At 66.2% G+C, this 25,040-nt stretch carries 27 protein-coding genes; 13 read left to right on the forward strand and 14 right to left on the reverse strand.

Annotated elements, in window-relative coordinates; genetic code table 11:
• Positions 1-211 precede the first annotated feature (211 nt).
• On the reverse strand, positions 212-784 hold the full coding sequence (locus AC3WJD_RS04355) for an outer membrane protein (protein WP_492744867.1): 573 nt from the start codon (positions 782-784) through the stop codon (positions 212-214).
• A 138-nt stretch (positions 785-922) separates the two neighbouring features.
• On the opposite strand from AC3WJD_RS04355, the gene AC3WJD_RS04360 reads away from it, so the two are divergent.
• From AC3WJD_RS04360 to AC3WJD_RS04390, 7 genes are all read left to right on the forward strand, one after another.
• Entirely contained in the window at positions 923-1,558 is a 636-nt protein-coding gene (locus tag AC3WJD_RS04360) for a histidine phosphatase family protein (protein ID WP_492744869.1), read from the forward strand.
• On the forward strand, positions 1,555-2,046 hold the full coding sequence (locus AC3WJD_RS04365; protein WP_492744870.1) for a hypothetical protein: 492 nt from the start codon (positions 1,555-1,557) through the stop codon (positions 2,044-2,046). The genes AC3WJD_RS04360 and AC3WJD_RS04365 overlap by 4 nt, the downstream gene beginning before the upstream one ends.
• 33 nt (positions 2,047-2,079) lie before the next feature.
• Positions 2,080-3,288 (forward strand): dual-specificity RNA methyltransferase RlmN, encoded by a 1,209-nt coding sequence (gene rlmN / locus AC3WJD_RS04370; protein ID WP_492744872.1) that lies wholly within the window; start codon positions 2,080-2,082, stop codon positions 3,286-3,288.
• A complete protein-coding gene (locus AC3WJD_RS04375; RefSeq protein ID WP_492744873.1) occupies positions 3,281-4,048 on the forward strand; it encodes a sulfite exporter TauE/SafE family protein in 768 nt (255 codons plus the stop codon). The genes rlmN and AC3WJD_RS04375 overlap by 8 nt, the downstream gene beginning before the upstream one ends.
• Before the next feature lie 72 nt (positions 4,049-4,120).
• A complete protein-coding gene (locus AC3WJD_RS04380) occupies positions 4,121-4,936 on the forward strand; it encodes a cytochrome b/b6 domain-containing protein (protein WP_492744874.1) in 816 nt (271 codons plus the stop codon).
• Positions 4,933-5,697 carry a molybdopterin-dependent oxidoreductase gene (locus tag AC3WJD_RS04385; protein WP_492744876.1) on the forward strand — a complete coding sequence of 255 codons (765 nt, stop codon included), beginning with the start codon at positions 4,933-4,935 and terminating at the stop codon, positions 5,695-5,697. Before AC3WJD_RS04380 ends, AC3WJD_RS04385 begins: the two co-directional genes overlap by 4 nt.
• A gap of 72 nt (positions 5,698-5,769) precedes the next feature.
• Entirely contained in the window at positions 5,770-7,002 is a 1,233-nt protein-coding gene (locus AC3WJD_RS04390) for a class I SAM-dependent methyltransferase (protein WP_492744877.1), read from the forward strand.
• 6 nt (positions 7,003-7,008) lie between these two features.
• On the opposite strand, the gene bdcA is transcribed toward AC3WJD_RS04390, so the two are convergent.
• Positions 7,009-7,722 carry an SDR family oxidoreductase gene (gene bdcA / locus AC3WJD_RS04395; protein ID WP_492744879.1) on the reverse strand — a complete coding sequence of 238 codons (714 nt, stop codon included), beginning with the start codon at positions 7,720-7,722 and terminating at the stop codon, positions 7,009-7,011.
• Positions 7,723-7,795: 73 nt separating this feature from the next.
• On the opposite strand from bdcA, the gene AC3WJD_RS04400 reads away from it, so the two are divergent.
• Entirely contained in the window at positions 7,796-8,395 is a 600-nt protein-coding gene (locus AC3WJD_RS04400; protein WP_492744880.1) for a TetR/AcrR family transcriptional regulator, read from the forward strand.
• A 28-nt stretch (positions 8,396-8,423) separates the two neighbouring features.
• Here the strand turns inward: AC3WJD_RS04400 and AC3WJD_RS04405 are convergent, their stop codons facing one another.
• Together AC3WJD_RS04405 and AC3WJD_RS04410 are read right to left on the reverse strand one after the other, a co-directional pair.
• Positions 8,424-8,792 (reverse strand): EF-hand domain-containing protein, encoded by a 369-nt coding sequence (locus tag AC3WJD_RS04405; RefSeq protein WP_492744882.1) that lies wholly within the window; start codon positions 8,790-8,792, stop codon positions 8,424-8,426.
• A 106-nt stretch (positions 8,793-8,898) separates the two neighbouring features.
• Positions 8,899-9,315, reverse strand: a complete 417-nt coding sequence (locus tag AC3WJD_RS04410) for a DUF1801 domain-containing protein (protein ID WP_492744884.1) — start codon at positions 9,313-9,315, stop codon at positions 8,899-8,901.
• Positions 9,316-9,423: 108 nt separating this feature from the next.
• Here AC3WJD_RS04410 and AC3WJD_RS04415 point away from each other — a divergent pair, with 108 nt between their 5' ends.
• From AC3WJD_RS04415 to AC3WJD_RS04425, 3 genes are read left to right on the forward strand one after another with little or no spacing between them, the layout of a single operon-like run.
• Positions 9,424-10,656, forward strand: a complete 1,233-nt coding sequence (locus AC3WJD_RS04415) for an argininosuccinate synthase (protein WP_492744886.1) — start codon at positions 9,424-9,426, stop codon at positions 10,654-10,656.
• Complete coding sequence (locus tag AC3WJD_RS04420) at positions 10,656-12,215, forward strand: hypothetical protein (protein WP_492744888.1); 1,560 nt, start codon at positions 10,656-10,658, stop codon at positions 12,213-12,215. Before AC3WJD_RS04415 ends, AC3WJD_RS04420 begins: the two co-directional genes overlap by 1 nt.
• Positions 12,212-13,243 carry a glycosyltransferase family 2 protein gene (locus tag AC3WJD_RS04425; protein WP_492744890.1) on the forward strand — a complete coding sequence of 344 codons (1,032 nt, stop codon included), beginning with the start codon at positions 12,212-12,214 and terminating at the stop codon, positions 13,241-13,243. The genes AC3WJD_RS04420 and AC3WJD_RS04425 overlap by 4 nt, the downstream gene beginning before the upstream one ends.
• On the opposite strand, the gene AC3WJD_RS04430 is transcribed toward AC3WJD_RS04425, so the two are convergent.
• Positions 13,180-13,905: a class I SAM-dependent methyltransferase gene (locus tag AC3WJD_RS04430; RefSeq protein ID WP_492744892.1), complete on the reverse strand. Its 726-nt coding sequence runs from the start codon at positions 13,903-13,905 to the stop codon at positions 13,180-13,182. The genes AC3WJD_RS04425 and AC3WJD_RS04430 overlap by 64 nt on opposite strands.
• Positions 13,905-14,330, reverse strand: a complete 426-nt coding sequence (locus AC3WJD_RS04435) for a GtrA family protein (protein WP_492744894.1) — start codon at positions 14,328-14,330, stop codon at positions 13,905-13,907. The genes AC3WJD_RS04430 and AC3WJD_RS04435 overlap by 1 nt, the downstream gene beginning before the upstream one ends.
• A 67-nt stretch (positions 14,331-14,397) precedes the next feature.
• Between AC3WJD_RS04435 and AC3WJD_RS04440 the strand changes: the two genes are divergently transcribed.
• Positions 14,398-16,170, forward strand: a complete 1,773-nt coding sequence (locus AC3WJD_RS04440) for an AcrB/AcrD/AcrF family protein (RefSeq protein WP_492744896.1) — start codon at positions 14,398-14,400, stop codon at positions 16,168-16,170.
• Positions 16,171-16,185: 15 nt separating this feature from the next.
• Here the strand turns inward: AC3WJD_RS04440 and AC3WJD_RS04445 are convergent, their stop codons facing one another.
• The 8 genes from AC3WJD_RS04445 to AC3WJD_RS04480 all read right to left on the reverse strand — a co-directional run bounded on the left by AC3WJD_RS04445 (position 16,186) and on the right by AC3WJD_RS04480 (position 22,535).
• Positions 16,186-16,806 (reverse strand): MarC family protein, encoded by a 621-nt coding sequence (locus AC3WJD_RS04445; protein ID WP_492744898.1) that lies wholly within the window; start codon positions 16,804-16,806, stop codon positions 16,186-16,188.
• 53 nt (positions 16,807-16,859) lie between these two features.
• Positions 16,860-17,750: a bifunctional methylenetetrahydrofolate dehydrogenase/methenyltetrahydrofolate cyclohydrolase FolD gene (gene folD / locus AC3WJD_RS04450; RefSeq protein ID WP_492744900.1), complete on the reverse strand. Its 891-nt coding sequence runs from the start codon at positions 17,748-17,750 to the stop codon at positions 16,860-16,862.
• Entirely contained in the window at positions 17,747-18,049 is a 303-nt protein-coding gene (locus tag AC3WJD_RS04455; protein ID WP_492744902.1) for a DUF167 domain-containing protein, read from the reverse strand. Before AC3WJD_RS04455 ends, folD begins: the two co-directional genes overlap by 4 nt.
• On the reverse strand, positions 18,050-18,340 hold the full coding sequence (locus AC3WJD_RS04460) for a YggT family protein (RefSeq protein ID WP_492744904.1): 291 nt from the start codon (positions 18,338-18,340) through the stop codon (positions 18,050-18,052).
• A 65-nt stretch (positions 18,341-18,405) separates the two neighbouring features.
• The gene (gene argB / locus AC3WJD_RS04465; RefSeq protein WP_492744907.1) at positions 18,406-19,302 is read right to left on the reverse strand and encodes an acetylglutamate kinase; all 897 of its coding nucleotides are present in this window, start codon (positions 19,300-19,302) and stop codon (positions 18,406-18,408) included.
• A 3-nt stretch (positions 19,303-19,305) separates the two neighbouring features.
• Positions 19,306-19,944, reverse strand: a complete 639-nt coding sequence (locus AC3WJD_RS04470; protein ID WP_492744908.1) for a queuosine precursor transporter — start codon at positions 19,942-19,944, stop codon at positions 19,306-19,308.
• Positions 19,945-20,222: 278 nt separating this feature from the next.
• On the reverse strand, positions 20,223-21,092 hold the full coding sequence (locus AC3WJD_RS04475; RefSeq protein WP_492744910.1) for a 3-hydroxyacyl-CoA dehydrogenase NAD-binding domain-containing protein: 870 nt from the start codon (positions 21,090-21,092) through the stop codon (positions 20,223-20,225).
• A gap of 219 nt (positions 21,093-21,311) precedes the next feature.
• The gene (locus tag AC3WJD_RS04480; RefSeq protein ID WP_492744912.1) at positions 21,312-22,535 is read right to left on the reverse strand and encodes a UbiH/UbiF/VisC/COQ6 family ubiquinone biosynthesis hydroxylase; all 1,224 of its coding nucleotides are present in this window, start codon (positions 22,533-22,535) and stop codon (positions 21,312-21,314) included.
• Between the two features lie 154 nt (positions 22,536-22,689).
• Between AC3WJD_RS04480 and AC3WJD_RS04485 the strand changes: the two genes are divergently transcribed.
• Positions 22,690-25,017: an FtsK/SpoIIIE family DNA translocase gene (locus AC3WJD_RS04485; protein WP_492744914.1), complete on the forward strand. Its 2,328-nt coding sequence runs from the start codon at positions 22,690-22,692 to the stop codon at positions 25,015-25,017.
• Positions 25,018-25,040: the final 23 nt, after the last annotated feature.

Raw genomic sequence — 25,040 nt, forward strand, 5'->3', positions numbered from 1 at the left:
AACGGGGCGCGGCCGCACCCCCAAATGGTTCAGCGCCATCCTTAACAAGAAAAAGGGCCGGAGCAAGCGGCTCCGGCCCCAACTTTTTCGTCGTCCCGGGACAAACCGGAATCATGCTGTCCTGAAAGGTGACACCAGTTGCCCCGGGCGACGAAGCGAGGCCGGGCCCGCGTTAAAGGGATATCGGGCCCGACACCGGATCAGCGACGCTTCAGAAGCGGATGCCGACACCGCCGAGCACCTGATGGCGCTCGACGCCCTGTTCGTAGTTCGAATAGCGATATTCGCCCTTTACATAGGCTTTGCTGCCCAGCTTGCGCTCGACACCCGCGCCGACGCGCACACCGTCGAGATGCTGCTTGGCGAGCGTCGTCTCGTCGGTGCCATCGTCCGAGGTGAACTTGGCATCGGCATTGGTGTAGCCCGCCTTGGCGTAGAGCAGCGTGTTGGCACCAACGGTGGTGCCGACGCGGCCGCCGACATAGAGATCGCGGCCCGCCTTGAGGCAGAGGCGCGGATCGGCGACGGTCTTGGCGCCGTCATCGCAGGTCTTGTTGTTCGAATCCGAATATTCGACTTCGCCGCCGATGACGGCCTTGCCGATCTGCGCGTCATAGCCGGCGGCGATGCCGTAACCGACATCGTCGTCGTGTCCGTCGGCCTGCACGCGATCCCAGCCGACCAGCGCTTCGACCCGCGGTCCGGTGAAGGGCGCGGCATCCTGGGCGATGGCGGGGGTGGCGGCGGCGCTGGCGAGCAGCGTGGCCAGAACGAGAGTACGCATACACAACTCCATTTACTGCGTATCCCCCGAAACGGGGGGACGGCGTGCAGATGGCAGTCGCCGCCTGAACCTCACCTAAACCGCGTCATAAAACTGAAATGTGTTGCAATGCGGCAACAGGCGGGGAATGGACGGCATATGAGCGGATCGGGGCGCTATTTCATCGCGCGGCATGGCGAGACGGTGTTCAACACGGCGCGCAGGCTGCAGGGCGACCACGCCCACACGCCGCTGACGCGCGCGGGCTTTGCGCAAGCCGAAGCGATGGGAGAGGCGCTGCGCGCCTTTCTGGGCGCACGGCCCGCATTGACGCTCTGGGCCTCAGATACCGGGCGCGCGCTCCAGACGCTCGCGGTGATCGCCGAGCATCTCGAGCTCGACTGGCACGCCGCGCGGACTGATGCGCGGCTTGTCGAGATCGGCATGGGCGCATGGGGCGGGCGCTATTATCACGACGTCATGAAGGACGTCGGACCCATCCTCGACAGCCGTACGGGGCTTTTCAGCCAGCAGGCCCCCGGGGGCGAATGGTATGACGACATTGCTGCGCGGCTGCAGTGCTGGCTCGACGACACCGCAGGCGAACCCGGCGACCGGCTGATCCTGATGCACGGCATATCGAGCCGTGTGCTGCGGGGTATGTTGACCGGCGCACCCCCGACCAGCGAACATCGTGCGCCGATCGCGCCGGGACTACCGCAGGGGTCGCTGGTGATGATCGAGAATGGCATCGAAACGGTGATCCGCACAGGCACCGGGCACGCGCCGGCATGAGGCTGCGCGCCGCACTGACGATATGCGCGCTGCTCGGCACGCCCGCATATGCCGCGCGAACCTCTCTGGGCGCCTTCGATGGCTGGGGGGCGTTTCGCGACGACCAGCCGCAGCGCTGCTATGCGATTGCCGAGCCGCTGCGCAAATCGACCAGGGCCGCGTGGCGCGCCTTTGCCAGCGTGTCGCACTGGCCCGGGCAAGGCGTGCGCGGTCAGATCCATGTGCGCCTGAGCCGCGCGCGTGCTGCCGACGCGCAGGCGGTGCTGAGCGTAGGGGATCGCCGCTTCGCGCTGGTCGGCGGCGGAGCCGATGCCTGGGCGCCCGACGCGCGCACCGACACCGCGATCGTGACCGCGATGCGCAGCGCGCAGGTCATGACGATCCAGAGTCGTGATGAACGCGGCCGCAGCTTCAGCGATTCCTACCGGCTGCGCGGCGCCGCGACCGCGATCGACGCGGCGGCGCTGGGCTGCGCGCGCCGTCCCTAGCAAAATCGCGCATTTTGCACTATGTGGCGCGGCATGAACGCCCCCACCAGCATCACCATGCCGATTCCCGGCCACATCGATCCTGTGCCCGTGCCGCGTGCGATCACGCCGCGCGAGGATGGCCGCGTCGACCTGATCGGCCTGCCCAGGGACGAGATTCGCGGCCTTTTGATCGAAAAGGGCATGGAGCCCAAACAGGCCAAGCTGCGCGCCAAGCAGCTCTGGCACTGGATCTATAATCGCGGGGTGACCGATTTCGCGCAGATGACCGACATCGCGAAGGCGATGCACCCCTGGCTGGCCGAACGCTTCGTGATCGGGCGGCCGCAGGTGATCGAAGCGCAGGTCTCGACCGACGGCACGCGCAAATGGCTGCTGCGTTCGGACGACGGCCAGGATTACGAGATGGTCTTCATCCCCGATGCGGACCGTGGCACGCTCTGCGTGTCGTCGCAGGTCGGCTGCACGCTCAACTGCCGTTTCTGCCACACGGGCACGATGCGCCTCGTGCGCAACCTGACCGCGGGCGAGATTGTCGGCCAGGTCATGCTCGCACGCGATTCGCTCGGCGAATGGCCGAGCCAGCCCGACGGCCGGCTGCTCACCAACATCGTGATGATGGGCATGGGCGAGCCGCTCTACAATTTCGACAACGTCCGCGATGCGCTCAAGCTGGTGATGGACGGCGACGGGCTTGCGCTCTCCAAGCGCCGCATCACGCTCTCCACCTCGGGGGTCGTGCCGATGATGGCGCGCGCGGGCGAGGAGATCGGCGTCAACCTCGCGGTTTCGCTCCACGCAGTCACCAAGGAGGTGCGCGACGAGATCGTCCCGCTCAATCGCAAATACGGGATCGAGGAGCTGCTGCAGGCGTGCGCCGACTATCCCGGCGCCAACAATGCGCGGCGGATCACCTTTGAGTATGTGATGCTCAGGGACAAGAACGACAGCGACGAGGACGCGCGCGAGCTCGTGCGCCTCATCAAAAAGTTCAAACTGCCCGCCAAGGTCAATTTGATCCCGTTCAACCCCTGGCCGGGCGCCGTCTATGAATGCTCGACCCCCGAGCGGATCAGGGCGTTCAGCAATATCGTGTTCGAGGCGGGAATCTCTGCGCCGGTGCGCACCCCGCGCGGGCGCGATATCGACGCCGCCTGCGGCCAGCTCAAGACCGCGTCGGAAAAGAAGAGCCGCGCCGAACTCGACCGGCTGGCGGAAGAAAAGCAGGCGGCGCTTGGCTGATCTCGCCGGCCCTGCGGGGCTGGCACTGGCGGCGGCTGCGGGGCTGCTCGGCAGCACGATGAACGCGCTCGCGGGCGGCGGGACCTTTGCCACCATGCCGACGCTGATCGCGCTTGGCCTGCCCTCGCCGATCGCCAATGCGACAAGCAATGTCGCGCTCCAGCCCGGTGCGATCGCAAGCGCCTGGACCTATCGGCGCGGATTGCGACCGCTGGGCGGGCTCTCGGTGCGCGCGCTGATCCTCATCACCTTTATCGGCGGCCTTGTCGGCAGCCTGTTGCTCGTGGCGACGCCGACGCGCACCTTCGACATCATCATCCCCTGGCTGCTGCTGCTCGCCACGATCGTACTGGCCTTCGGGCGAAGCGCCGCCGACCTGCTCCATCAGCATGTCGCGGTCCATCCCTGGGCGCTGATCGGCGTCCAGTTCGCGCTCGGTATCTATGGCGGCTATTTCGGCGGCGGCGTCGGGCTGATGATGATGGCGGCGTGGGGCCTGCTCGCGCGCGCCGAGCCGCATGAACTCGCCGCGCCGCGCACGCTGATGCTGGCGATCGCTAATGCCGCCGCGACGATTATCTTCATTGCCGCGGCGATGGTACATTGGCGGCTCGCCATCCCGATGCTGATCGGCGCAGTCGCAGGCGGCTATCTCGGCGCACGACTGGCGCAGGTTCTACCGCCTGGTGCCGTGCGCGCCGTCACGATCCTCGCCACCGCCGTGATCACCGTCGTCTTCTTCGTCCGGGCCTATGCGTGACGGACGTCGCTGCAACCTTCCGTCGCTTTACACCGAGCAAGCCCGATGCGATTCTCGATGCGGGAGACAGTGATGGTCAGTGCAACTGAAGACACCGAAGCATTAGCGAAGCGGCCCGTGGCCCCCCGCCACCGGCTGTCGACACGCATCTGGCACTGGACCAACGCGCTTGCGGTTTTCGTGCTGCTGATGAGCGGGCTGATGATCTTCAACGCACATCCGCGGCTCTATTGGGGGCAATATGGCGCCAATTTCGACCGCGCCTGGCTGCAGATCGGCTCGGGTGAGACGAGCGGCTACGTGAAGATCGGCAATCGCCGCTGGGAAACGACGGGCGTGCTCGGCCGCTGGACCGATCCGCAGGGTCAGGTCCAGCGGCGCGCCTTTCCGCACTGGGCGACGATACCCTCGACCTACAATCTCGCGCTGGCGCGGCGGTGGCACCTGACCTTCGCCTGGCTGTTCGCGTTCGGGCTGCTCGCCTTCATGATCCGCGCCTTCTGGAACCGGCATGTCGCGCGCGACCTGAGCTTCACGCGCGCCGAGCTTCAGCCCGCAGCGATGTGGAACGATGTGAAGGACCATCTGCGCCTGCGCTTCCATCACAGCACCAGCTACAATTTTCTCCAGAAGGCGAGTTATGTCGGAGTCATCTTCGGACTGCTGCCACTCCTCATTTTCACCGGGCTTGCGATGTCGCCGGGGATGAACGCGGCCTGGCCCTGGCTGATCGACCTGTTCGGCGGCCGCGCTTCCGCGCGCTCGATCCATTTCATCGCAGCGATGCTGATAGCGGCGTTCATCGTCGTGCATCTGCTGCTGGTGCTGCTCTCGGGGCCGATACGCGGCATCGGCGCGATGATCACCGGGCGGGAGCCCGGCCGATGAGCCGCCTGATCACACGGCGCGGGCTGATCGGCACCGGGCTCGCCATCGGCGCGGGCGGGCTTCTGACCGGCTGCGACCGGCTCGGCGAAAGCCCCGCCTTCCGCAAGATCCTCTCGTGCGGCGAGGAGATGAACCGCCACGCGCAGCGGCTGCTGATGGACCGCGATGCGCTGGCGCGCGAATTTGGTGCCGCCGATATCTCGCCCTTCTTCCGCGGCAACGGCACGCAGAATCCCGACACGGACGGCTATCCGCAACATGCGGCGAGCAGCTTCGCGGACTGGCGCGTCCGCATTTCGGGGCTCGTCGCGCAGCCGCTGGCGCTGTCGATGGCGCAGATCCGCGCGATGCCCCGCCTCAGCCAGATCACGCGCCACGACTGCGTCGAGGGCTGGAGCGCGATCGGCAAATGGACGGGCGTGCCGCTGTCGTTGCTGCTCGATCAGGCACGGATGAGCGACCGCGCGCGCTTCATCGTCTTTCGCTGCGCCGATCGGATCGGCGGCGCGCCCTATTACGAATCGATCGACCTGATCGACGCCTTTCATCCGCAGACGATCATGGCCTGGGCACTCAACGACCAGCTTCTTGCGATCCGCAACGGCGCGCCACTGCGGCTCCGCGTCGAACGCCAGCTCGGCTACAAGCACGCCAAATATGTCCACGGCATCGAGGCCGTGGCGAGCCTCGACGGTATCGGACTGGGCAAGGGCGGCTTCTGGGAGGATCGCGTCGATTACGAATGGTATGCGGGCATCTGAATCGCTCCGCGCTTGACCTGAGCGCACGCCGCCTTACCCCTTGAATCGGGGGACAAAGCGGACGGAGACGCAATGGCTCTTATTGACAGCTTTCTGCAGCGGCTGGTCAAGCGCGGCACGCTGACTCTCACCGATCACCGCGGCAGCCGGAAGACCTTCGGCACGCCCGATTCTCAATATGGCGATGTTGCAATCCGGTTCGCGGACAGCGGGGTCGCCGGATACATCGTCCGCCACCCCCGGCTGGGTGCGGCCGAGACCTTCATGGACGGACGCCTGATCATCGAGCAGGGCGACATCCTCGATCTCATCACGCTCATCCGCAAGAACAGCCCATGGGAACGCGGCGGCAAGCTGTCGATCAAGAACCCGGTGCGCCGCGCGCTGAGCAATGCGCAGAGCCGCCTGTCGCGGCTCAACTGGGAAAGCCGGTCCCGGCGCAATGTCGCGCATCATTACGATCTCGGGAACAGCCTCTACCAGCTCTTCCTCGACGACGACATGCAATACAGCTGCGCCTATTTCACCGATCCCGCCAACAGCCTCGAACAGGCGCAGGAGGACAAGAAGGCGCATATCGCCGCCAAACTCTGCTTATCGCCCGGCCAGCGCGTGCTCGACATCGGCTGCGGCTGGGGCGGGATGGCGCTCTATCTCAACCGGCATTTCGATGTCGACGTGCTCGGCATCACGCTGTCCGAGGAACAGCTCAGGACCGCGCGCGACCGCGCCGCCGCAGCGGGTGTGTCGGATCGCGTGAAGTTCGAGCTGATCGACTATCGCAACCTCGAGGGACAGTTCGACCGCATTGTCTCGGTGGGCATGTTCGAGCATGTCGGCCCGCCGCACTATCCAGAATTCTTCCGCCAGTGCCGCAACCTGATGACCGATGACGGCGTGATGCTGCTCCACACGATCGGCCGCTTCGGCGGACCGGGCACCACCGACGCCTTCACGCGCAAATATATCTTCCCCGGCGGCTACATCCCCGCCTTGAGCGAGGTGATCGCGGCGAGCGAGAAGAACCGGCTGATCGCCACCGATGTCGAGACGCTGCGCCTCCACTACGCGCTCACCATCCACCACTGGTACCGGCGCACCGCCGAGAACCGGGACAAGATCGTGCGGCTCTATGACGAGCGCTTCTTCCGCATGTGGCAATTCTATCTGGCGGGCGCGATCTCGACCTTCGAATATGGCGGGATGGGCAATTTCCAGATCCAGTACGCCAAACGACGCGACACGCTGCCCATCACCCGCGACTATATCGCAGGGGACGAACAGCGCGTCGCGCGCAAGGTCTGAAGGCGATCAGGCGCCGAAACCGCCGTCGATCGTGTGCATGGCCCCGGTGATCATCGCGCCATGCGGGCCCGCGATGAAGGCGGTCATCTCGGCGATCTCGTCGGCATGGACATGGCGCTTGATCGCCATGAAACCGTGCATGAAGTCGGCCATCGGGCCGTCGGCGGGGTTCATGTCGGTATCGACGGGCCCCGGCTGGACCGCATTCACCGTGATGCCGCGCTCCCCGAAATCGCGCGCGAGGCCGCGCACCATGCCCTGCACCGCCGACTTCGTCAGCGCATAGGCCGCCCCGCCCGCAAAGGGCATGGTGTCGCCATTGACCGAACCGATGACGATGATGCGGCCGCCCTCGTTCATCCGGCGCGCCGCCTCGACCGCGGCATGATAGGGCGCGTTGACGTTGATCGCGATCATCCGGTCGACCGCGTCGGCATCGAGCGTCAGCGGGTCGCCCATCACCAGCGTCCCCGCATTGATCACGATCACGTCGAGCGCGCCGCGTGCCGCGACGGTCTGGATCAGCGCATCGCGGTCGGCGCTGTCGGTGCGGACGGCTTCGGCACCCGTTTCGGCGGCAAGCGCGTCGGCGGCATCCTTCGAGCCCGCATAGGTGAAGGCTACCTTGCCACCACCCTTGGCGAAACGGCGGACAAGCGATGCGCCTATGCCGCGGCTGCCGCCCAGGACGAGGACATTCTTGTTGTTGAACTCGGACATGAGAGGGGTTCCTTGAGTTAATGTAGTGAGTGCTATATATATGTGCCGCGGCGATGACTCAAGGAGTTTTTTAGTGTCTGCTACAGAAAAAATACGTACGCGGGGCCGGCCGCGCTCCTTCGATGTCGAGGGCGCGATCGACACCGCGATGCGGTTGTTCCACGCGCGCGGTTATGATGCGGTGGGCGTGGCCGAACTCGGCGCCGAGCTCGGTATCAGGCCCCCCAGCTTCTACGCTGCTTTCGGGAGCAAGGCGGGGCTCTTCGAGCGCGCGCTGGAACGCTATGTGCAGGGCGAAGCCAATGTGTTCGGCTATGCGCGTGCCAAGGGCGGCAGCGTGGCCGATGTCATCGAGGCGACGCTTGCCCGTGCCGCGCAAATCTATCCCGAACGCGACGGCGTTGCCGGCTGTCTCGTGCTCGACGGCACGCGCAACAGCACCGATGCCGACGCGCGGGCGATCTCGGCTGAAGCCAAGTGCCACAGCCGCCAAGCGATACGCGACTTTATCGCGACCGAGAATGCGGCGCGTGCCGAGGAACTCGCCCGGCTGGTGACCATCGCGCTCGAGGGCATGTCCGCCGCCGCACGCGACGGCGCGGACGAGGCAACGCTCAGCGGTTTCGCTTCTAGTATCGCCCGCGCCTTTCGCCGGGAGATCAGCGGGGACTAATCACCAGCGCGGCGCCAGATCCCCGGCTCTAATGGTGGGGAGTCGCCATCGCGAGGTCGCCCTCGGCCTTGCTCAGCGTCCCGTCCTTGTCGGTGTCGGCCTTGGCGAACCAGTTGTTCTTCATCGCCATATATTCGGACTGCGACAGCGAGCCGTTCTTGTCGGTGTCGGCGGCCGCCCATTTGGCGTCGTCCTTCTTGGCCATGCCTTCAGCGGCACTTAGCTGGCCGTCGCCATTGGCGTCCTTCTTGGTCCAGCCCGCGGTGGTTGCCGCATCAAACTCCGCGCGCGTGATCCGGCCGTCGCCATCGGCATCGGCGGTCTTCCGCATGTCACCAGCATAGGCGGTACCGCCCAGCGCACACAGCGCGACTGCGGCAAACAGCGTGTATTTCATGACATCCTCCTGATCGGGCGTCCTTTAGCGGCGCCGATAGAGAAAGAACGTGCGGCATGCCCGGCATATCCTTCGGTTCCACGCGTCGCCGCGAAAGCCGAACGGGTCAGCGCGGATATCGCTGGTCCATCATCTCGAGCGAAGTCCGGATCAACTCCTCCAGTACCGACTGATCCACATCGTCGAGACGCTTTAGATAAAGGCACGACTTGCCCGTCTTGTACTTGCCCAGCCGCTGCATCAGCGCGGGCGGGTCATATCCGTCCATGACATAGAGGGTCAGCGCCTCCTTGCGCGGCGAAAAGCCGATGCGCGGCGCATCGCCCTCGCGCCCGCTTTCATAACGATAATGATAGCAGCCGAAGCCGATAATGGCCGGTCCCCACATGACGGGCGGATGACCCGACAGGCGTTCCATCATCAACGCGACGCGCTTCGCGTCCTCGCGGCGCCCCTCGGGTTCGATCGTGGCGAGAAAGTCGGCTACACTCGCTGTGGTCGGCTGCGTCTTGTTCTCGGCCATAAGCACCCTCTCCTTGCTCCCCAAAAGCTACCACAGATGTTGCACGCCGGCGCGATAGCGCATAACCGCGCACGCGACTCCACCAACGCCATTCGGGAATCTGCAATCATGAGCGACAAGATCGGCCGCCCAGACATCCAAAAGGTCGTGCTGGCCTATTCGGGCGGCCTCGACACCAGCGTGATCCTGAAATGGTTGCAGCAGACCTATAATTGCGAAGTCGTCACCTTCACCGCCGACCTCGGCCAGGGCGAGGAGCTCGAGCCCGCGCGCGCCAAGGCGCAGCTCATGGGGATCAAGCCCGAGCACATCTTCATCGACGACCTCCGCGAGGAGTTCGTGAAGGACTATGTCTTCCCGATGATGCGCGCCAACGCGCTCTACGAGGGCTGCTATCTGCTCGGCACCTCGATCGCGCGCCCGCTCATCGCCAAGCGCCAGATCGAGATCGCGAAAATGGTGGACGCCGATGCGGTCAGCCATGGCGCGACCGGCAAGGGCAATGACCAGGTCCGCTTCGAGCTCGGCTATTACGCGCTCAATCCCGACATCAAGGTGATCGCGCCCTGGCGCGAATGGGATCTGACCAGCCGCACCGCGCTGATCGCATTCGCCGAGCAACACCAGATCCCGGTGCCCAAGGACAAGCGCGGCGAAAGCCCCTTCTCGACCGACGCCAACCTTCTCCACACCTCGTCCGAGGGCAAGGTGCTCGAGGATCCGTGGGAAGAGGTGCCCGACTATGTCTTCTCGCGCACCGTCAATCCCGAGGACGCGCCCGATAGCCCCGAGATCATCTCGATCGATTTCGAGCGCGGCGACGCGGTCGCGGTCAATGGCGAGGGTCTGAGCCCCGCCAGCCTGCTCGCCAAGCTCAACGACCTCGGCCGCACGCACGGCATCGGCCGCCTCGACCTGCTCGAGAACCGCTTCGTCGGCATGAAGAGCCGCGGCATGTACGAGACGCCCGGCGGCACGATCCTGCACATCGCGCATCGCGGCATCGAGCAGATGACGCTCGACCGCGGCGCGGCGCACCTCAAGGACGAGCTGATGCCGCGCTATGCCGAGCTCATCTACAACGGCTTCTGGTTCAGCCCCGAGCGCGAGATGCTCCAGGCCGCGATCGACCACAGTCAGGACAAGGTGACGGGCACGGTCCGCCTCAAGCTCTACAAGGGCGCCGCGCACCTGATCGGCCGCAAGTCGCCTCATTCGCTCTATTCGGAGAAGGTCGTCACCTTCGAGGACGACCAGGGCGCCTATGACCAGCGCGACGCCGAGGGCTTCATCAAGCTCAACGCGCTCAGGCTGCGGCTGCTCGGGCGGCGCGATCGCTGATGCCCGGCGCGGGGGGACGCAACTGGTGGGAAACGCGCGCCTATGCGGTGGCGCTGGTCCTGCTCGCGACAGTCCCCCTGATCTGGCCGGATATCCTCCCGCTCGTCGATCTGCCCGCGCATATCGGGCGCTACAGCGTCCAGCTTGACCTCGCGAACAGCCCGCAACTGCAGCAGTTCTACGGTTTCGAGTGGCGCTGGATCGGCAATCTCGGGGTCGACCTGCTGATCGTACCGTTCGGAAAGCTCTTCGGCGTCGAGCTCGGAACCAAGCTCATCGTCATGGCGATCCCGCCGCTCACGGTCGCGGGCTTCCTCGCCGTGGCACAGGCGGTGCACGGGCGCCTGCCGCCGACCGCTGCGCTCGCGCTGCCGCTTGCCTACGCCTTCCCCTTCCAGTTCGGCTTCGTCAATTTCGCGCTGTCGATGGCGCTGTCGATGCTCGCCTTCGCGCTGTGGCTCAACCTCGCATCGCGCCCGACGCTGCGCGCCGCACTGTTCGTTCCGCTCTCGATTGTCTTGTGGACCGTCCATGTCTTCGGCTGGGCAGTGCTCGGCCTCCTTGCCTTCACCGCGGGCATCATCCGCAATCGCGATGCGGGTCATGGCTGGATCGCGGCGATCTTTCGCGGCGGCATCGGCTGCCTGCCGCTTGCGCCCCCCGCGCTGCTGATGCTCGCCTGGCGCTCCGATGGCTCGGCGGGCACCACGGGCGACTGGTTCAACTGGGACATCAAGCGTGCCTATTTCGTCCAGATATTGCGCGATCGCTGGCAGGTGTTCGACACGCTGTCGCTGTTCACGCTCGTCACCGCGCTCGCGGTCGCGCTTCCCAGCCCCAGGGCAGGCTTTTCGCGCATGCTCGGCCTCGCCGCACTCGTCCTCGCCCTCACCTATGTGCTGCTGCCGCGGATCCTGATCGGCTCGGCTTATGCCGATATGCGGCTCGCGCCCTTTGCGCTCGCCATCGCGCTCCTCGCGATCCGCTTCAGGTCCGACTGTCCGCGCCGCACGCTCCGGTGGATCGCGATCGCCAGCTGCGCGCTGTTCGTTGCGCGCATCGGGGGTCACACGGTCAGTTACTGGCTATACGACCGCGCCTATGACCACACGCTCGTGGCGCTGCCGCATATTCCGCAGAATGCGCGGATGGTCTCCTTCGTCGGCAAGCCCTGCCGCGAGGACTGGACCAAGTCGCGGCTCGACCACCTCTCCGCGCTCGCGCTCGTCCGCAAGCAGGCCTTCTCCAATGACCAATGGGCGATGGCGGGCGCGCAGCTGCTCAGTGTCCGCCTGGCTGGCGCGGCCCCCTTTACCGAGGATCCGTCGCAGTTCGTCTTCCCCGCGCACTGCGCCGCCCCGCCCTGGCGCTCGATCGACCAGGCACTGACCGCGGTGCCGCACGTTTTCGACTATGTCTGGCTGATCGACGCACCCGCATTCGACCCGCGATCGCTCGGCGATTTCCGATTGGTCTGGCGCAATGACATGTCGGCGCTCTACAAGCGCCATGGGCAGGGCCTTTCCGGCCCCGATAGGAACATGAAACCCGCGCAATGACCCCGCCTCGCCTTTCCGTCGTAGTGCCTTGCTACAATGAGCAGGGCTGTCTTGCCGAACTCCACCGTCGTATCGGCGATGCCGCGGTCGCTGCGGTCGGCGATTCCTTCGAAATCGTGCTCGTCAACGACGGATCGCGTGACGCGAGCTGGGATCTGATGCGCGATATCGCCGCGCGCGACCCGCATGTCGTCGCGATCGACCTGTCGCGCAATCACGGCCACCAGCTCGCGCTGACCGCGGGGCTCGACCTCTGTTCGGGCGAGGCGATCCTGATCATCGACGCCGATCTGCAGGACCCGCCCGAACTGCTCGGGGCGATGCTCGCCGAAATGGAGGCGCAGCAGGCCGATGTCGTCTATGCGGTCAGGCGCAAGCGCGCGGGCGAGACCGCGTTCAAGCGCGCCACCGCGGCGCTCTTCTATCGCGCGCTTTCGTGGCTGACCGATATCGCGATCCCCGTCGACACCGGCGATTTCCGGCTGATGAGCCGGCGCGCGCTCGACGCGCTGCTCTCGCTCCCCGAGCAGGCGCGCTTCGTGCGCGGCATGGTTGCCTGGATCGGTTTCCGCCAGGTCCCCTTTCCCTACGATCGCGCCGAACGGCTGGCGGGTGAAACCAAGTACCCACTGCGCAAGATGGTACGCTTCGCGCTCGACGCGGTCACGGGATTCTCGACGGTGCCGCTTCGTCTCGCAAGCTATATGGGGCTGGGCCTCGCCGCGGCCTCGCTGCTGCTCCTCGCCTATACCGTCTATGGCTGGCTTTCCGGCAAGGCGATCGAGGGCTGGACCTCGCTGATGCTCGTTGTCGTCGTACTGGGCGCGGTCCAGATGTTCGTGCTCGGGATGATCGGCGAGTATCTGGGACGGCTCTACATCGAATCGAAGCGCCGTCCGCTCTACATCATCGCGGAAGTCGCCGGGCAGGCCGGCGGACGCCGCGCGCACGGCCATGTCGCGGGTCAGGCGACGACGATCGCCACCAGCGAGACACCCGGCGGCATCGGCGCGCGCCCGACAGCATAGCGTTCGAGCGCGAACAGCCGCTCGAATGTCCGGTTGATCAGCGCGGGCGGCAGCGCATCGTCGCTGTCCTGCTTGCCCGTCAGCCTTCCGGCAAGCCGTGCGGCCGCAGCAAGCGGGAACAGGATGCTGTTGAACCAGCTGAGCATCTCGAGCTTGAGCCCGGCATCCGCAATCGCGCGCGACAGCGTCGCCTTGGTGTAGCGCCGGAAGTGATGATTGACCACGTCATGCGCGCTCCACATCCACGGGAAGGCGGGAACGGTGAGCAGGATGCGTCCGCCCGGCTTCAGGCAGCCGGCGATCGACCGGAGCGCGGCGCGGTCATCCTCGACATGCTCGAGCACGTCGAGCAACGCGATCAGGTCATAATGATGCGGCGCGACGCCCGTCAGCCCCGGAAGCGGCGCGTTGCCGACCTCGCGTCCAAGCCGCTGCGTCGCGATCGCGCGCGCGGCAGCGTCGATCTCGATCGCGTCCACGCGGCCGAACCGGCCGAGCATCTCGAGATTGTGCCCGGTACCGCAGCCGATTTCGAGCAGGCGTGCGTCGCCGGGCAGCGCAATGCGACGCGCGATGACCGAAGCGAGGATCTCGCGGCGCGCGCGGTACCACCAGTGCTGGCTGTCGAGATCCGCCATCCGATCATAGACGATGCGCTCCATCAGCCGAACACCCAGACGCGATTGAGCGCGAAGGTCACCAGCGGCGTGACGAACACCATCGGGATCACCGGCCACCAGGTCGGACCGCCCAGCGGCCCCGTCAGTACCCAGACGAACAGGCTGTTGAGCACGAAGCTGACGAGCGAGACCATGACGAAGCGCCACGTGGTGCGCGCCAGGTTGTCGCGCGAACCATGGCCGCGAAAGCTCCACCGGCTGTGCAGCACATAGCCGATGGCCACCGATACGGCGTAGGCAATGACATTGGCGACGAGCGGCGCGACTCCCGCGAAGGTCGCGGTTACCCAATAAGCCCCCGCGCCGAGCAGCGTCACGAAGCCGCCGGTCAGGCCATAGCGCACCAGCTGACCCAGCAGGATCTGTCTTTCGACCGAAAGATCGCCCAAAATCTCTATGCCCTTCACTTGTGCTCTGGCAAAGAGCCTCTAATCGCGGGCGTGGGATATGAAAAGGGCGATCGGGCGGGTGGTCATGAAGATTGACTGGAAGAACGCGCATCAGCGCTGGCGCGTGCTGACCTTGCTGATCTGGATCGCCTTTGCGGTGTTCCTGATCGTCAACCGCTGGGCTGCAATCCACTGGTTCGCGCTGGGCGACACCGATGACAATCTGCGCATGATGGAGGTGCGCGCCTGGCTGAACGGTCAGGGCTGGTTCGATCTGCGCCAATACCGGCTCAATCCGCCCCACGGTTTCAACATCCACTGGTCGCGGCTCGTCGACATTCCCATCGCTGGCCTGATCCTCGCGACCAAGCCCTTTTTCGGCACGCCGATCGCCGAGCGCATCGCCGTGACGGTGGCTCCCATGCTCCCGCTCGGGGTCACACTGTTCGCCATGGGACTTGCGGTGCGCCGACTGATCGCGCCGTGGAGCTTCGCGCTCGCCGCGTTGCTCATGATCGGCGCGTCCTCGACGATGGCAATGTTCTCGCCGACGCGCATCGATCATCACAACTGGCAGCTCGCTATGCTCGCGGTGATCGTGGCGGGGCTTGTCGACCCCAATGCGCGGCGCGGCGGAATCACAGCGGGCATCGCGAGTGCGCTGTCGCTCGTCATCGGCTTCGAGATGATGCCCTATCTGGGGCTCGCCGGGGCCGCGATCACGCTGCGCTGGATCTGGGATCGCGCCGAGGCCGCGCGGCTCCAGACCTATGCGATCACGCTCGCGGCGGGTTCGGCGCTCGGCTATGCGCTATTCGCCTCCTACGACAATCGCGTGCCACGGTGCGACGTGCTCTCGCCTGCCTGGATGTCAACGATGGTGCTGGCGGGCGGCCTGCTGTTCCTGCTCGCCCGGTTGCCGCTCGAGACTCGCTGGCAACGGCTCGGCGCGGCGGGCGTCGCAGGGGCGCTCGTTGGCGGCTTCCTCGCCGGCGCCTGGCCGCAATGCCTCGGCAAGCCCGAAGGCGTGTCTCCCGAACTCCAGAAAAGCTGGTTGAACAACATCCGCGAGGTCCGCCCCGTCTATCGTCAGGAATGGCGCACGATGGCGACGATGCTCGCACTGCCCGTCACCGGTTTGCTCGGCAGCCTGGCCGCTGTGTGGTTCAGCCGGCGCGATGCCGCAAAGCTTGTCGTCTGGTGCTCAGTCACCTTGCTGTCGGCCTGCGGCTTCGCGCTGCTCTTCTTCCAGAGCCGTGCCGCACCCGCGGCACAGCTGCTCGCGGTGCCGGGCGGCGTGGCGCTGGTCTGGCTGCTGTTCCCGCGCCTGCGCGCCAGCCGCCATCTGCTCGTGCGGGTGCTGGGCGCTGCGCTCGTCGTCATCATCGGCTCGGGTTTCGCGGTTCCCTGGGTACTCCAGATGATCCCCAAGGAGGCCGAAACCAAAAGCGGCACAGTGGTGCGCAAGGCGGGCGCCGCCTGCGGCACGATTCCCGCAATGGCGCCGCTCAACAAGTTTCCGCGCGCGGTGGTCATGACAATGAACGACCTAGGTCCGCGGCTGATCACACTGACGCATCACGACGCGATTTCGGGACCGTATCACCGCAATGGCGAGGCCATTCTCGACCTGCATCACGCCTTTGACGGCACGCCCGACAAGGCGCGCGCGATCGCGAAGAAGCATGGCGCGACCTTGCTCCTGATCTGCCCCGGCTTTGCCGAGGGCACGGTGTACAAGGCACGCAGCCCCAAGGGCTTCTACGCCCAGCTCGAGGCAGGCAAGGTGCCCGCCTGGCTGACCCCGGTGGCGCTGCCCAAGGGATCCCCCTTCCGGCTGTGGCGGATCAAGGACTGAGCCCGTCGCGGGGGATCAGCCCAGATTGGCCTTGATCCCGTCTATCACGAACTGCGCAGCGAGCGCGGCCAGAAGAACGCCGAGCAGGCGCGTCACGACGGTTTCAACCTTGGGGCCGACGAAGCGCATCAGCGGCCCCGCGGCGAGCAGGCAGGCAAGCGTCAGCAGCAGGATCGCGCCCATCGCGCCGAGCACGACAAGCGTCTGCTCAAGCCCCTTGCTGCGCGCCATCATCAGCATGACGCTCGCGATCGAGCCGGGACCCGCTATCATCGGGATCGCCATCGGGAAGATCGAGACATCCTCGTGCTCGGGGCTCGCCTGCACCTCCTTGGCGCGTTCCTCGCGGCGCTGGGTGCGCTTTTCGAACACCATTTCGAGCGCGATCAGGAACAGCATGACGCCGCCCGCGATGCGGAAGCTGTCGAGACTGATGCCGAGCGCGCCGAGCAGCTTCTCGCCAAACAGCGCGAAGACGAGCAGGATCAATGCGGCGACGAACACCGCGCGGATCGCCATCGCACGCCGCGCCTGCGCATGCGCACCTGCGGTCAGGCTGGCATAGATCGGCGCACAACCCGGCGGATCGATCACGACGAAGAAGGTGACGAGCGCTGAGACGAACAGCTCGATCATGCCTGCTTTACCCCCTCACAAATGCTGCCGGGCATTCGCCCCGGCTCAGACGATCACAGTCCTTCGGGCGCGGCAAGCCCCAGCCGCGCATGTGCGGCGACGAGCGTGTTGCGCAGCAGCACCGCGATCGTCATCGGGCCGACCCCGCCGGGTACGGGCGTGATCGCGCCCGCAACCTCGGCCGCCTCGGCATAGGCGACATCGCCCACCAGCCGCGTCTTGCCGGCCTCGCTGCCGGCAACGCGGTTGATGCCAACGTCGATCACCGTCGCACCGGGCCTGATCCAGTCGCCTTTCACCATGTCGGGGCGGCCCACCGCTGCCACGACGATATCGGCGCGGCGCACGACATCGGGCAGATCCCTGGTTCGGCTGTGCGCGATCGTGACGGTGCAGCTTTCCTTGAGCAGCAGTTGCGCCATCGGCTTGCCGACGATGTTGGAGCGGCCGATCACCACCGCGTTCAGGCCCGACAGGTCGCCCAGCCGGTGCTTGAGCAGCATCAGACAGCCGAGCGGGGTGCAGGGCACGAGCGCATCCTCGCCCACCGCGAGCCTGCCCGCATTGACGACATGGAAGCCGTCAACGTCCTTGGCGGGGTCGATCGTGCCGATCACCGCCTTCTCGTCAATCTGCGGCGGCAAGGGCAGCTGGACGAGGATGCCGTCGACCATGTCATCGGCGTTGAGCGCCTCGACCAGTGCGATCAGTTCGTCCTGGCTGACGCTTGTCGGCAGCTTGTGCTCGATGCTCTGCATCCCCGCTGCCACCGTGGCCTTGCCCTTGGAGCGGACATAGACCTGGCTGGCGGGATCCTCACCCACCAGCACCACCGCAAGCCCGGGCGCGCGGCCCGAGACGCGGTGGAAGGCGGGCACCGCCGCCGCAACGCGTTCACGCAGGCCTTCGGCAAAGGCCTTTCCATCAATGATTTGGGCTGTCATGGCGACGCCCTGTACAGTTTCTGAAGCGCCTGCGCCAGCCGCTCGGGATCGCCCGCGATCCTGACCTGCTTCATCCGCGCGGTCTCGCCGCTGAGGATCGTGATGTCGCGCCGCGGGATGTCGAGCGCACCGGCGAGGAAGCGGACGAGTGCCTTATTGGCGGCGCCCTCCACGGGCGGCGCGCGCAGCCGGACGGGCAGCCAGCCTTCCCTCGGCTCAAGCACCGCATCGCGCGCAGCGCGCGGCGTTACGCGCACCGCGACAATCAACCCGTCGCCGTCTGCACACCAGACGCTCAATTAGGTCAGCGAATAGGCGATGTTGGGGATGACGATGTTCATCAGGATATAGAGGATCAGCAGCACCACCAGCGGCGACAGGTCGAGCGCACCCAGATCGGGCATGATCCGGCGGATCGGCGCATAGAGTGGCCGGGTGATGCGATCGAGCGCGTAGAGCACCGAGCGGACGAAATCGCTGCTGGTGTTGATCACGTTGAACGCGACGAGCCAGGACAGGATCGCCTGGATGATGATCACCCACCACAGCACATAAAGGAGAAAGGCAATGATCTGGAGCAAGGTGAGCATGGGCGTCCCCGACTAGGATTATGTTTCAGAGCCGTAGCCGAAATCCGGCCCCGGCGACAACTGCCTCAACGATGCACCAGCGTGCCTGCGCCGCGCCGCGTGAAGATTTCGAGCAGCATCGCGTGGGGCACCCGGCCATCGAGCACGACCGCCGCGTCGACTCCGGCCTCGACCGCCCGCACGCAGGTCTCGAGCTTGGGGATCATTCCCCCCGAGATCGTGCCGTCCTGCTGCAGCCGCGCGATCGCATGCGGATCGAGATCGGTCAGCAACTGCTTGTCCTTGTCGAGTACGCCGGGAACGTCGGTGAGCAGGAACAGGCGCGACGCCCCCATCGCCGCAGCCACCGCGCCCGCCATCGTATCCGCGTTGATGTTGTAGGTATGGCCGTCGGCGCCGACACCTATCGGCGCGACCACGGGAATCATCCCCGCTGACGAAATCGTGTCGAGTACCGTCCGGTCGACCTGCGCGGGCTCGCCAACAAAGCCGAGATCGAGCACCTGCTCGATACTGGAATCGGGGTCGCGGCGCGTACGGCTGACCTTCTCGGCGGTGACGAAGCCGCCGTCCTTGCCCGAAATGCCGACCGCGCGCCCGCCCGCCTGCGCGATCCAGGCGACGATCTCCTTGTTGATCGCACCCGACAGCACCATTTCGGCGACCTTGGCGGTCTCGGCATCGGTGACGCGCAGCCCATCTACGAACCGCGATTCGACGCCCAATTGCTTGAGCATCGCGCCGATCTGGGGCCCGCCGCCATGGACAACGACGGGATTGATCCCCACCATCTTCATCAGCACGACATCCTCGGCGAAATCGCGCGCGAGCTCGGGATCGCCCATCGCATGGCCGCCATATTTCACGACGAAGGTCTTGCCCGCATAGCGCTGCATATAGGGCAGCGCCTCGGTGAGCGTTTCGGCCTTGGCGAGCAGCGCGGGATCGGGGGCGTGGGACACGGTTCAGACTTCCATTGGCTTGGTGTCGAGCCTGCGGCCAAGCGCGACGAACAGGGTGATGAGCACGGGCACGAGCACGATCGAGAGTACGACCTTGGTCAGCATCTGTCCCGCCATCAGCGACAGGATCGGCCGTTCGCCGAGGAAGGAGATCGAGATGAACAGCACCGTGTCGACGATCTGCGAAATGACGCTGGCTATGATTCCGCGCAGCCAGACGAGCTTTCCCTCGCCACGCGACAGGCGCGAGAAGATCACGACGTTGAGCGTCTGCGAAATGCCGTAGGAGATGAGCCCCGCGATCATCATCCGCGCGCTCTGCCCGACGACGATCGGAAAGGCGTCGATCGCGGGCGGATACATTTCGGCGTCGTGCGGCAGCGCGATCACCAGCTGGATCAACGCCGCGGAGACGAGCAGCGGTATGAAGCCGAGCCGAACAAGCGCGGTCGCAGTCTTCTGGCCATGAAGCTCGGCGATCGCGCTCGAGATCACGACGAGCAGCAGAAATGCGAAGATCCCCGCCTCCACCGCGAGCGGGCCAAGCGCGACCTGCTTTACCCCGAGCACCCCCGCGATGCAGACCATGCCGCCATAGAGCACCGAAAAGACGAACAGCGATCGCGAAATGGTTGTCGGCATGGCGTGTCCCGGCCCGGAAAAGATGCGCCCGCATAGCGCGGCTGACCGCGCGGCAAAACGAAAAAGCGTAGCCGCGGGATTTCGCCGAAGGTCACTAAAGTCAGCCACGCGACGAAAATCCCCTCGATCAGTTCCGACGCGGTGATCGAGAGAGTCGATCAGAACCCGCAAGGCGCCGCGTGCGGGACAGGGTCATGGCGATCGGTCATGCTGCAGGCATAACCGATTGCAGGGGCTGTAGGACAGCGGCGATCGGATGCCGAACGTCGATCGCAAGTTCAACGCGTCGGGACGGGCTCGTCGCCCGAATAGTCGTAGAAGCCGCGCCCGGTCTTGCGGCCGTACCAACCCGCCTCGACATATTTGACGAGCAGCGGCGCGGGGCGGAACTTGGGATCGCCCGTGCCCGAATAGAGCACCTTGCAGATCTCGAGGCAGGTATCGAGGCCGATGAAATCGGCGAGCGTCAGCGGGCCCATCGGGTGGTTGAGCCCCATGGTGATCGCGGTGTCGATGTCGCGGATCGTGGCCACCCCCTCACCCAGCGCAAAGCACGCCTCGTTGAGCATGGGCAGCAGGATCCGGTTGACGATGAAGCCCGGCGCGTCGTTGGCGTGGACGACCTTCTTGCCGATCGCCGCGGCATAGGTCTCGACGATCTTGACGGTCCCGTCGCTGGTCGCGAGGCCGCGGATCAGCTCGATCAGCCCCATCACGGGCACGGGATTGAAGAAATGGACGCCGACGAAGCGCGCCGCATCGGGGGTCGCCTGCGCGAGCCGCGTGATCGGGATCGACGAGGTGTTGGAGGCGAGCACCGCCTGATGGCCGAGGATCTTGCCGACACTCTCGAAGATCGCGCGCTTGACCTCCTCGCGCTCGGTCGCGGCCTCGATGATCAGCCCGGCCGAGGCCATCGGCGCGAAATCGCCGACGGGCTCGATCCGCGCCAGCGCCTGGTCACGCGTCGCGCCGTCGATCTTCTCCTTGTCGACGAGCCGGCCCAGCTGCCGCGCAATGCCTTCCCTGGCGCGCTCAGCGATTTCGAGCTTGGCGTCGGCAAGCAGAACGCGATAGCCCGCCTGCGCCGAAACCTGGGCGATCCCCGCCCCCATCTGCCCCGCACCGATCACGCCAACCGCCTGCATGTTCTTCCTCCTCAACCTGTGCGACCGCCCCCTAGAGCGGATCGGTATTCAGCGCCAAGCCTTATCCTTTATTCTCTTCTCCGCGCCTCCGCGTCTCCGCGCGAGAAAAAGCGATGTTCGCGCGGAGACGCGGAGACGCGAAGGACAATAAAGGGCTTCGACAGGCTCTCCTGAGCGAGTCGAAGGGCCGAACGGTAAACGCGCTTGTGTGGCGCCGTTCTAGACCGGCAGTCCCTGGAGCAGCTTGGGCAGATTGCCCGATTCGCCGCGTGCCTCCGCCATGAAGGTCCGCTTGAGGGGCGGTATCCGCTGGACCGCGCCGAGGCCGAAACGGCGGACCGCCGATGCGGTCTTGCCCGGCAGTCCGAAAAGCCGCGTCAGACCGTCGGTCGAGGCGGCGACCATGAAGGTGTCGAGACCGCGCCAGCGATCATAGCGCGCGAGCAATTGCGCATCGCCCGGGTCGAGCCCGATACGCACGCCCTCGACGAGCACTTCGGCGAGTGCCGCGACATCGCGGAAGCCGAGATTGAGCCCTTGCCCCGCGATCGGATGGATGCCGTGCGCCGAATCGCCGACCAGCGCGAGACGCTCGCCCGTGATGCGCGCGGCATGGTGGAAGCCCAGCGGAAAGCTCTGGCGCGGCGCGGCCGCGCTCAGCTTGCCGAGGAACCCGCCCATGCGCTTCTCCGCCTCGGCCCAGAAGGCGCGGTCGGACAGCTTGAGCATTGCCGGCGCGTCAGCCGCTTTCACCGTCCAGACGATCGCCGAGCGGTTGCCCGGCAGCAGCGGTAGCAGCGCGAACGGCCCCGCAGGGTAGAAAATCTCGTACGCCACATTCTCATGCGGCACTTCGTGTTCGAAGGCCGAGATGATCGCGGCGTGGTCGTACTGCCAGCGCGCGACGTTGATCCCCGCTGCCGTTCGCGTTGGCGAATTACGCCCCTCGCACGCCGCGAGCAGCGCCCCCTTGAGCCTGCGTCCGTCCTCGAGCGTGACATGCACGCCCGCTGCGTCCCGAACCACATCGGCGGCGCGTGCGGGCATCATCAGCGTGATATTGGGCTGGGCGAGCGCGGCCTCGCGCAGCGCGGTGCGCAGCAGCCGGTTCTCGAACATGATACCGAGCGGGCCCGCCTCGTCCTCGGGCGTGAAGTCGAGGATCCCGGGCGCAAGCCCGTCGCTGACATGAATGCGTTTGATCGGGCACCCCTTGCCCTCAAGGTGCTGCCCGACACCAATCGCCTCGAGCATCCGCCAGCTCGCACTCGCCACCGCCGAGGCGCGACCGTCGAAGCCCGGTGCGAGCTGCGCCTCGGGATTTGCGGAATCAATGACGATCGAGGTGACGCCCTGCGCACCCAACGCGATCGCGAGCGTGAGCCCGACAAGCCCGCCGCCGAGGATGATGACGTCGCTTTCAGCGATGGTTTCTGAAGTCATGTCCCGTCCTTATCCCACCCGCACCGGTCGCAAAAGCCCGGAACGGCTCGTCGCGCAAAAGCCGCATCTGGCCGGGGACTCTTGACGCCGAGTCGCCAGAAAGCGCATTGTACAAATGCGGAACAACAGCTTTTCCGCGATTTTCGGGGGTGGCATGGCAAGCCGCATGAGCAAGAACGTGCCAGTGTGGCGCGAATCGATGAAGCGCGGCGCGGTCCGCACCAGCGCGCTGATCGGGGGCGCGGCGGTGCTCGTCGGCGCTTTGCTGCTCGTGCTCGCGCTCGCCAGCTACCGCCCGAGCGATCCTGCGGCGATGACCGCCGCGGGGGGCCCCGCGCGCAATCTGGTAGGCGGCATCGGTGCCTGGACCGCCGACCTGCTGCTCGCGACCTTCGGACCCGCGATCGCGCTCATCATCCCGCTGCTTGCGGTCTTCGGGATCAGGCTGCTGCGCGGCGTGCCCGTCGGGCGCTGGCGGCGCATGCTCATCGGCGCGCTGATCGGCATCATGTTCATTGGCGGTGCGCTTGCGCTCTTCCGCGCCAATGCGATCGCCTGGCTCCCCGGCGGGTTTGGCGGCGCGCTGGGGCTGGCGCTTGCCGGGATCACCGACTGGTCGTTGGGCCTGCTCGGCGACGCGCCGGCGCGCGGCTGGATCCGCACCGCGATGCTCGTCGCCTTTGCGGGAACCGGCATTGTCCTATGGGCCAAGAGCCTCGGCCTCGACGACGAGGAACGCGCCTGGCTGTTCCGCCGCCGCGAGCGCGCCGAGGACGATTTCGACGAGGGTTATGAGGACGCGGATGACGGCATCGCGCTCACCGAGCCCGCGCCGCGCCGTGCCGAGCCCCGCCGCGCGGCCGAAGCGGAGGAGCGTCGCGCGCCGATCATCTCGCTGCCCGGCCGCAAGGAGAGCGAACCCGCAAGGAAGCCGCAGGGCGCGGTGCAGACCTCGTTCGACCTCAAGGACCGCTACACGCTGCCCTCGGCCGAGCTGCTCAAGCCCGCGCCGCCGCCGTCGGGGCAGAAACTCGACAAGGCCGCGCTCGAGCGCAATGCACGACTGCTCGAAACCGTGCTCGACGATTTCCATGTGAAAGGCCAGATCGTCGAGGTACGCCCTGGCCCCGTCGTGACCATGTACGAGCTCGAGCCTGCGGCGGGCATCAAGGCGAGCCGTGTGATCCAGCTCGCCGACGACATCGCGCGCAACATGTCGGCGCTGTCGGCACGCGTGGCGACGATCCCGGGGCGCAGCGTGATCGGTATCGAGCTGCCCAACAAGCTGCGCGAGGCGGTGTCCTATCACGAGCTGGTGACGTCGCAGACCTTTGCCGACCAGGGCGGCGCGCTGCCGCTGATCCTCGGCAAGAACATCGCGGGCGACCCGGTGATCGCCGACCTCGCGCCGATGCCGCACCTGCTCGTCGCGGGCACCACGGGCTCGGGCAAGTCGGTGGGCCTCAACGCGATGATCCTGTCGCTGCTCTATCGGCTCAGCCCCGACCAGTGCCGGATGATCATGATCGATCCCAAGCAGCTCGAACTGTCGACCTATGACGGGATCCCGCATCTGCTCTCCCCCGTCGTCACCGATCCTGCCAAGGCGGTGCGCGCGCTCAAATGGGCGGTCGAGCAGATGGAGGAGCGCTACCGGATGATGGCATCGCTCGCCGTACGGAGCCTCGCCGGCTTCAACGACAAGGTGCGCAACGCGCGCGCCAAGGGACAGAAGCTCGGCCGCCGCGTCCAGACGGGCTATGACGCCGATACCGGCCAGCCGATCTACGAGGAGGAAGAGCTCGACTATCAGACGCTGCCGCAGATCGTGATCGTGGTCGACGAACTCGCCGACCTGATGATGACCGCGGGCAAGGAGGTCGAGTTCCTGATCCAGCGCCTCGCGCAAAAGGCGCGCGCCGCGGGCATCCACCTGATTATGGCGACGCAGCGCCCCTCGGTCGACGTCATCACCGGCGTGATCAAGGCCAATCTGCCGACGCGCATCAGCTTCGCGGTGACCTCGAAGATCGACTCGCGCACCATCCTCGGCGAACAGGGCGCGGAGCAGCTGCTCGGCAAGGGCGACATGCTCTACATGCCCGGCGGCAAGCAGATCGCGCGCGTCCACGGCCCCTTCGTCTCGGACGAGGAGGTGCTCCGCGTCGCCGATCACTGGCGCGGCCAGGGCACCCCCGAATATATCCAGGCCGTCACCGAGGAACCCGAGGATGGCGGTTATGCGATCGACGGCGCGCCCACCGGCGACGACAGCCCCGAGGACCAGCTGTTCCGCAAGTCGTGCCAGCTCGTCGCCGAAAGCCAGAAAGCCTCGACGAGCTGGCTCCAGCGCCAGCTCCGCATCGGCTATAACAGCGCCGCGCGCCTGATCGAGCGGATGGAGAAGGAAGGCCTCGTCTCGCGCCCCGACCATGTCGGCCGCCGCGAGGTGCTGATGGACACCGACGGTCGCCCGCTCTGAACGGCTGGACTCGTTTTCGAGTC

Source organism: Sphingobium sp. FW306-1B-F04DB, assembly GCF_058781925.1.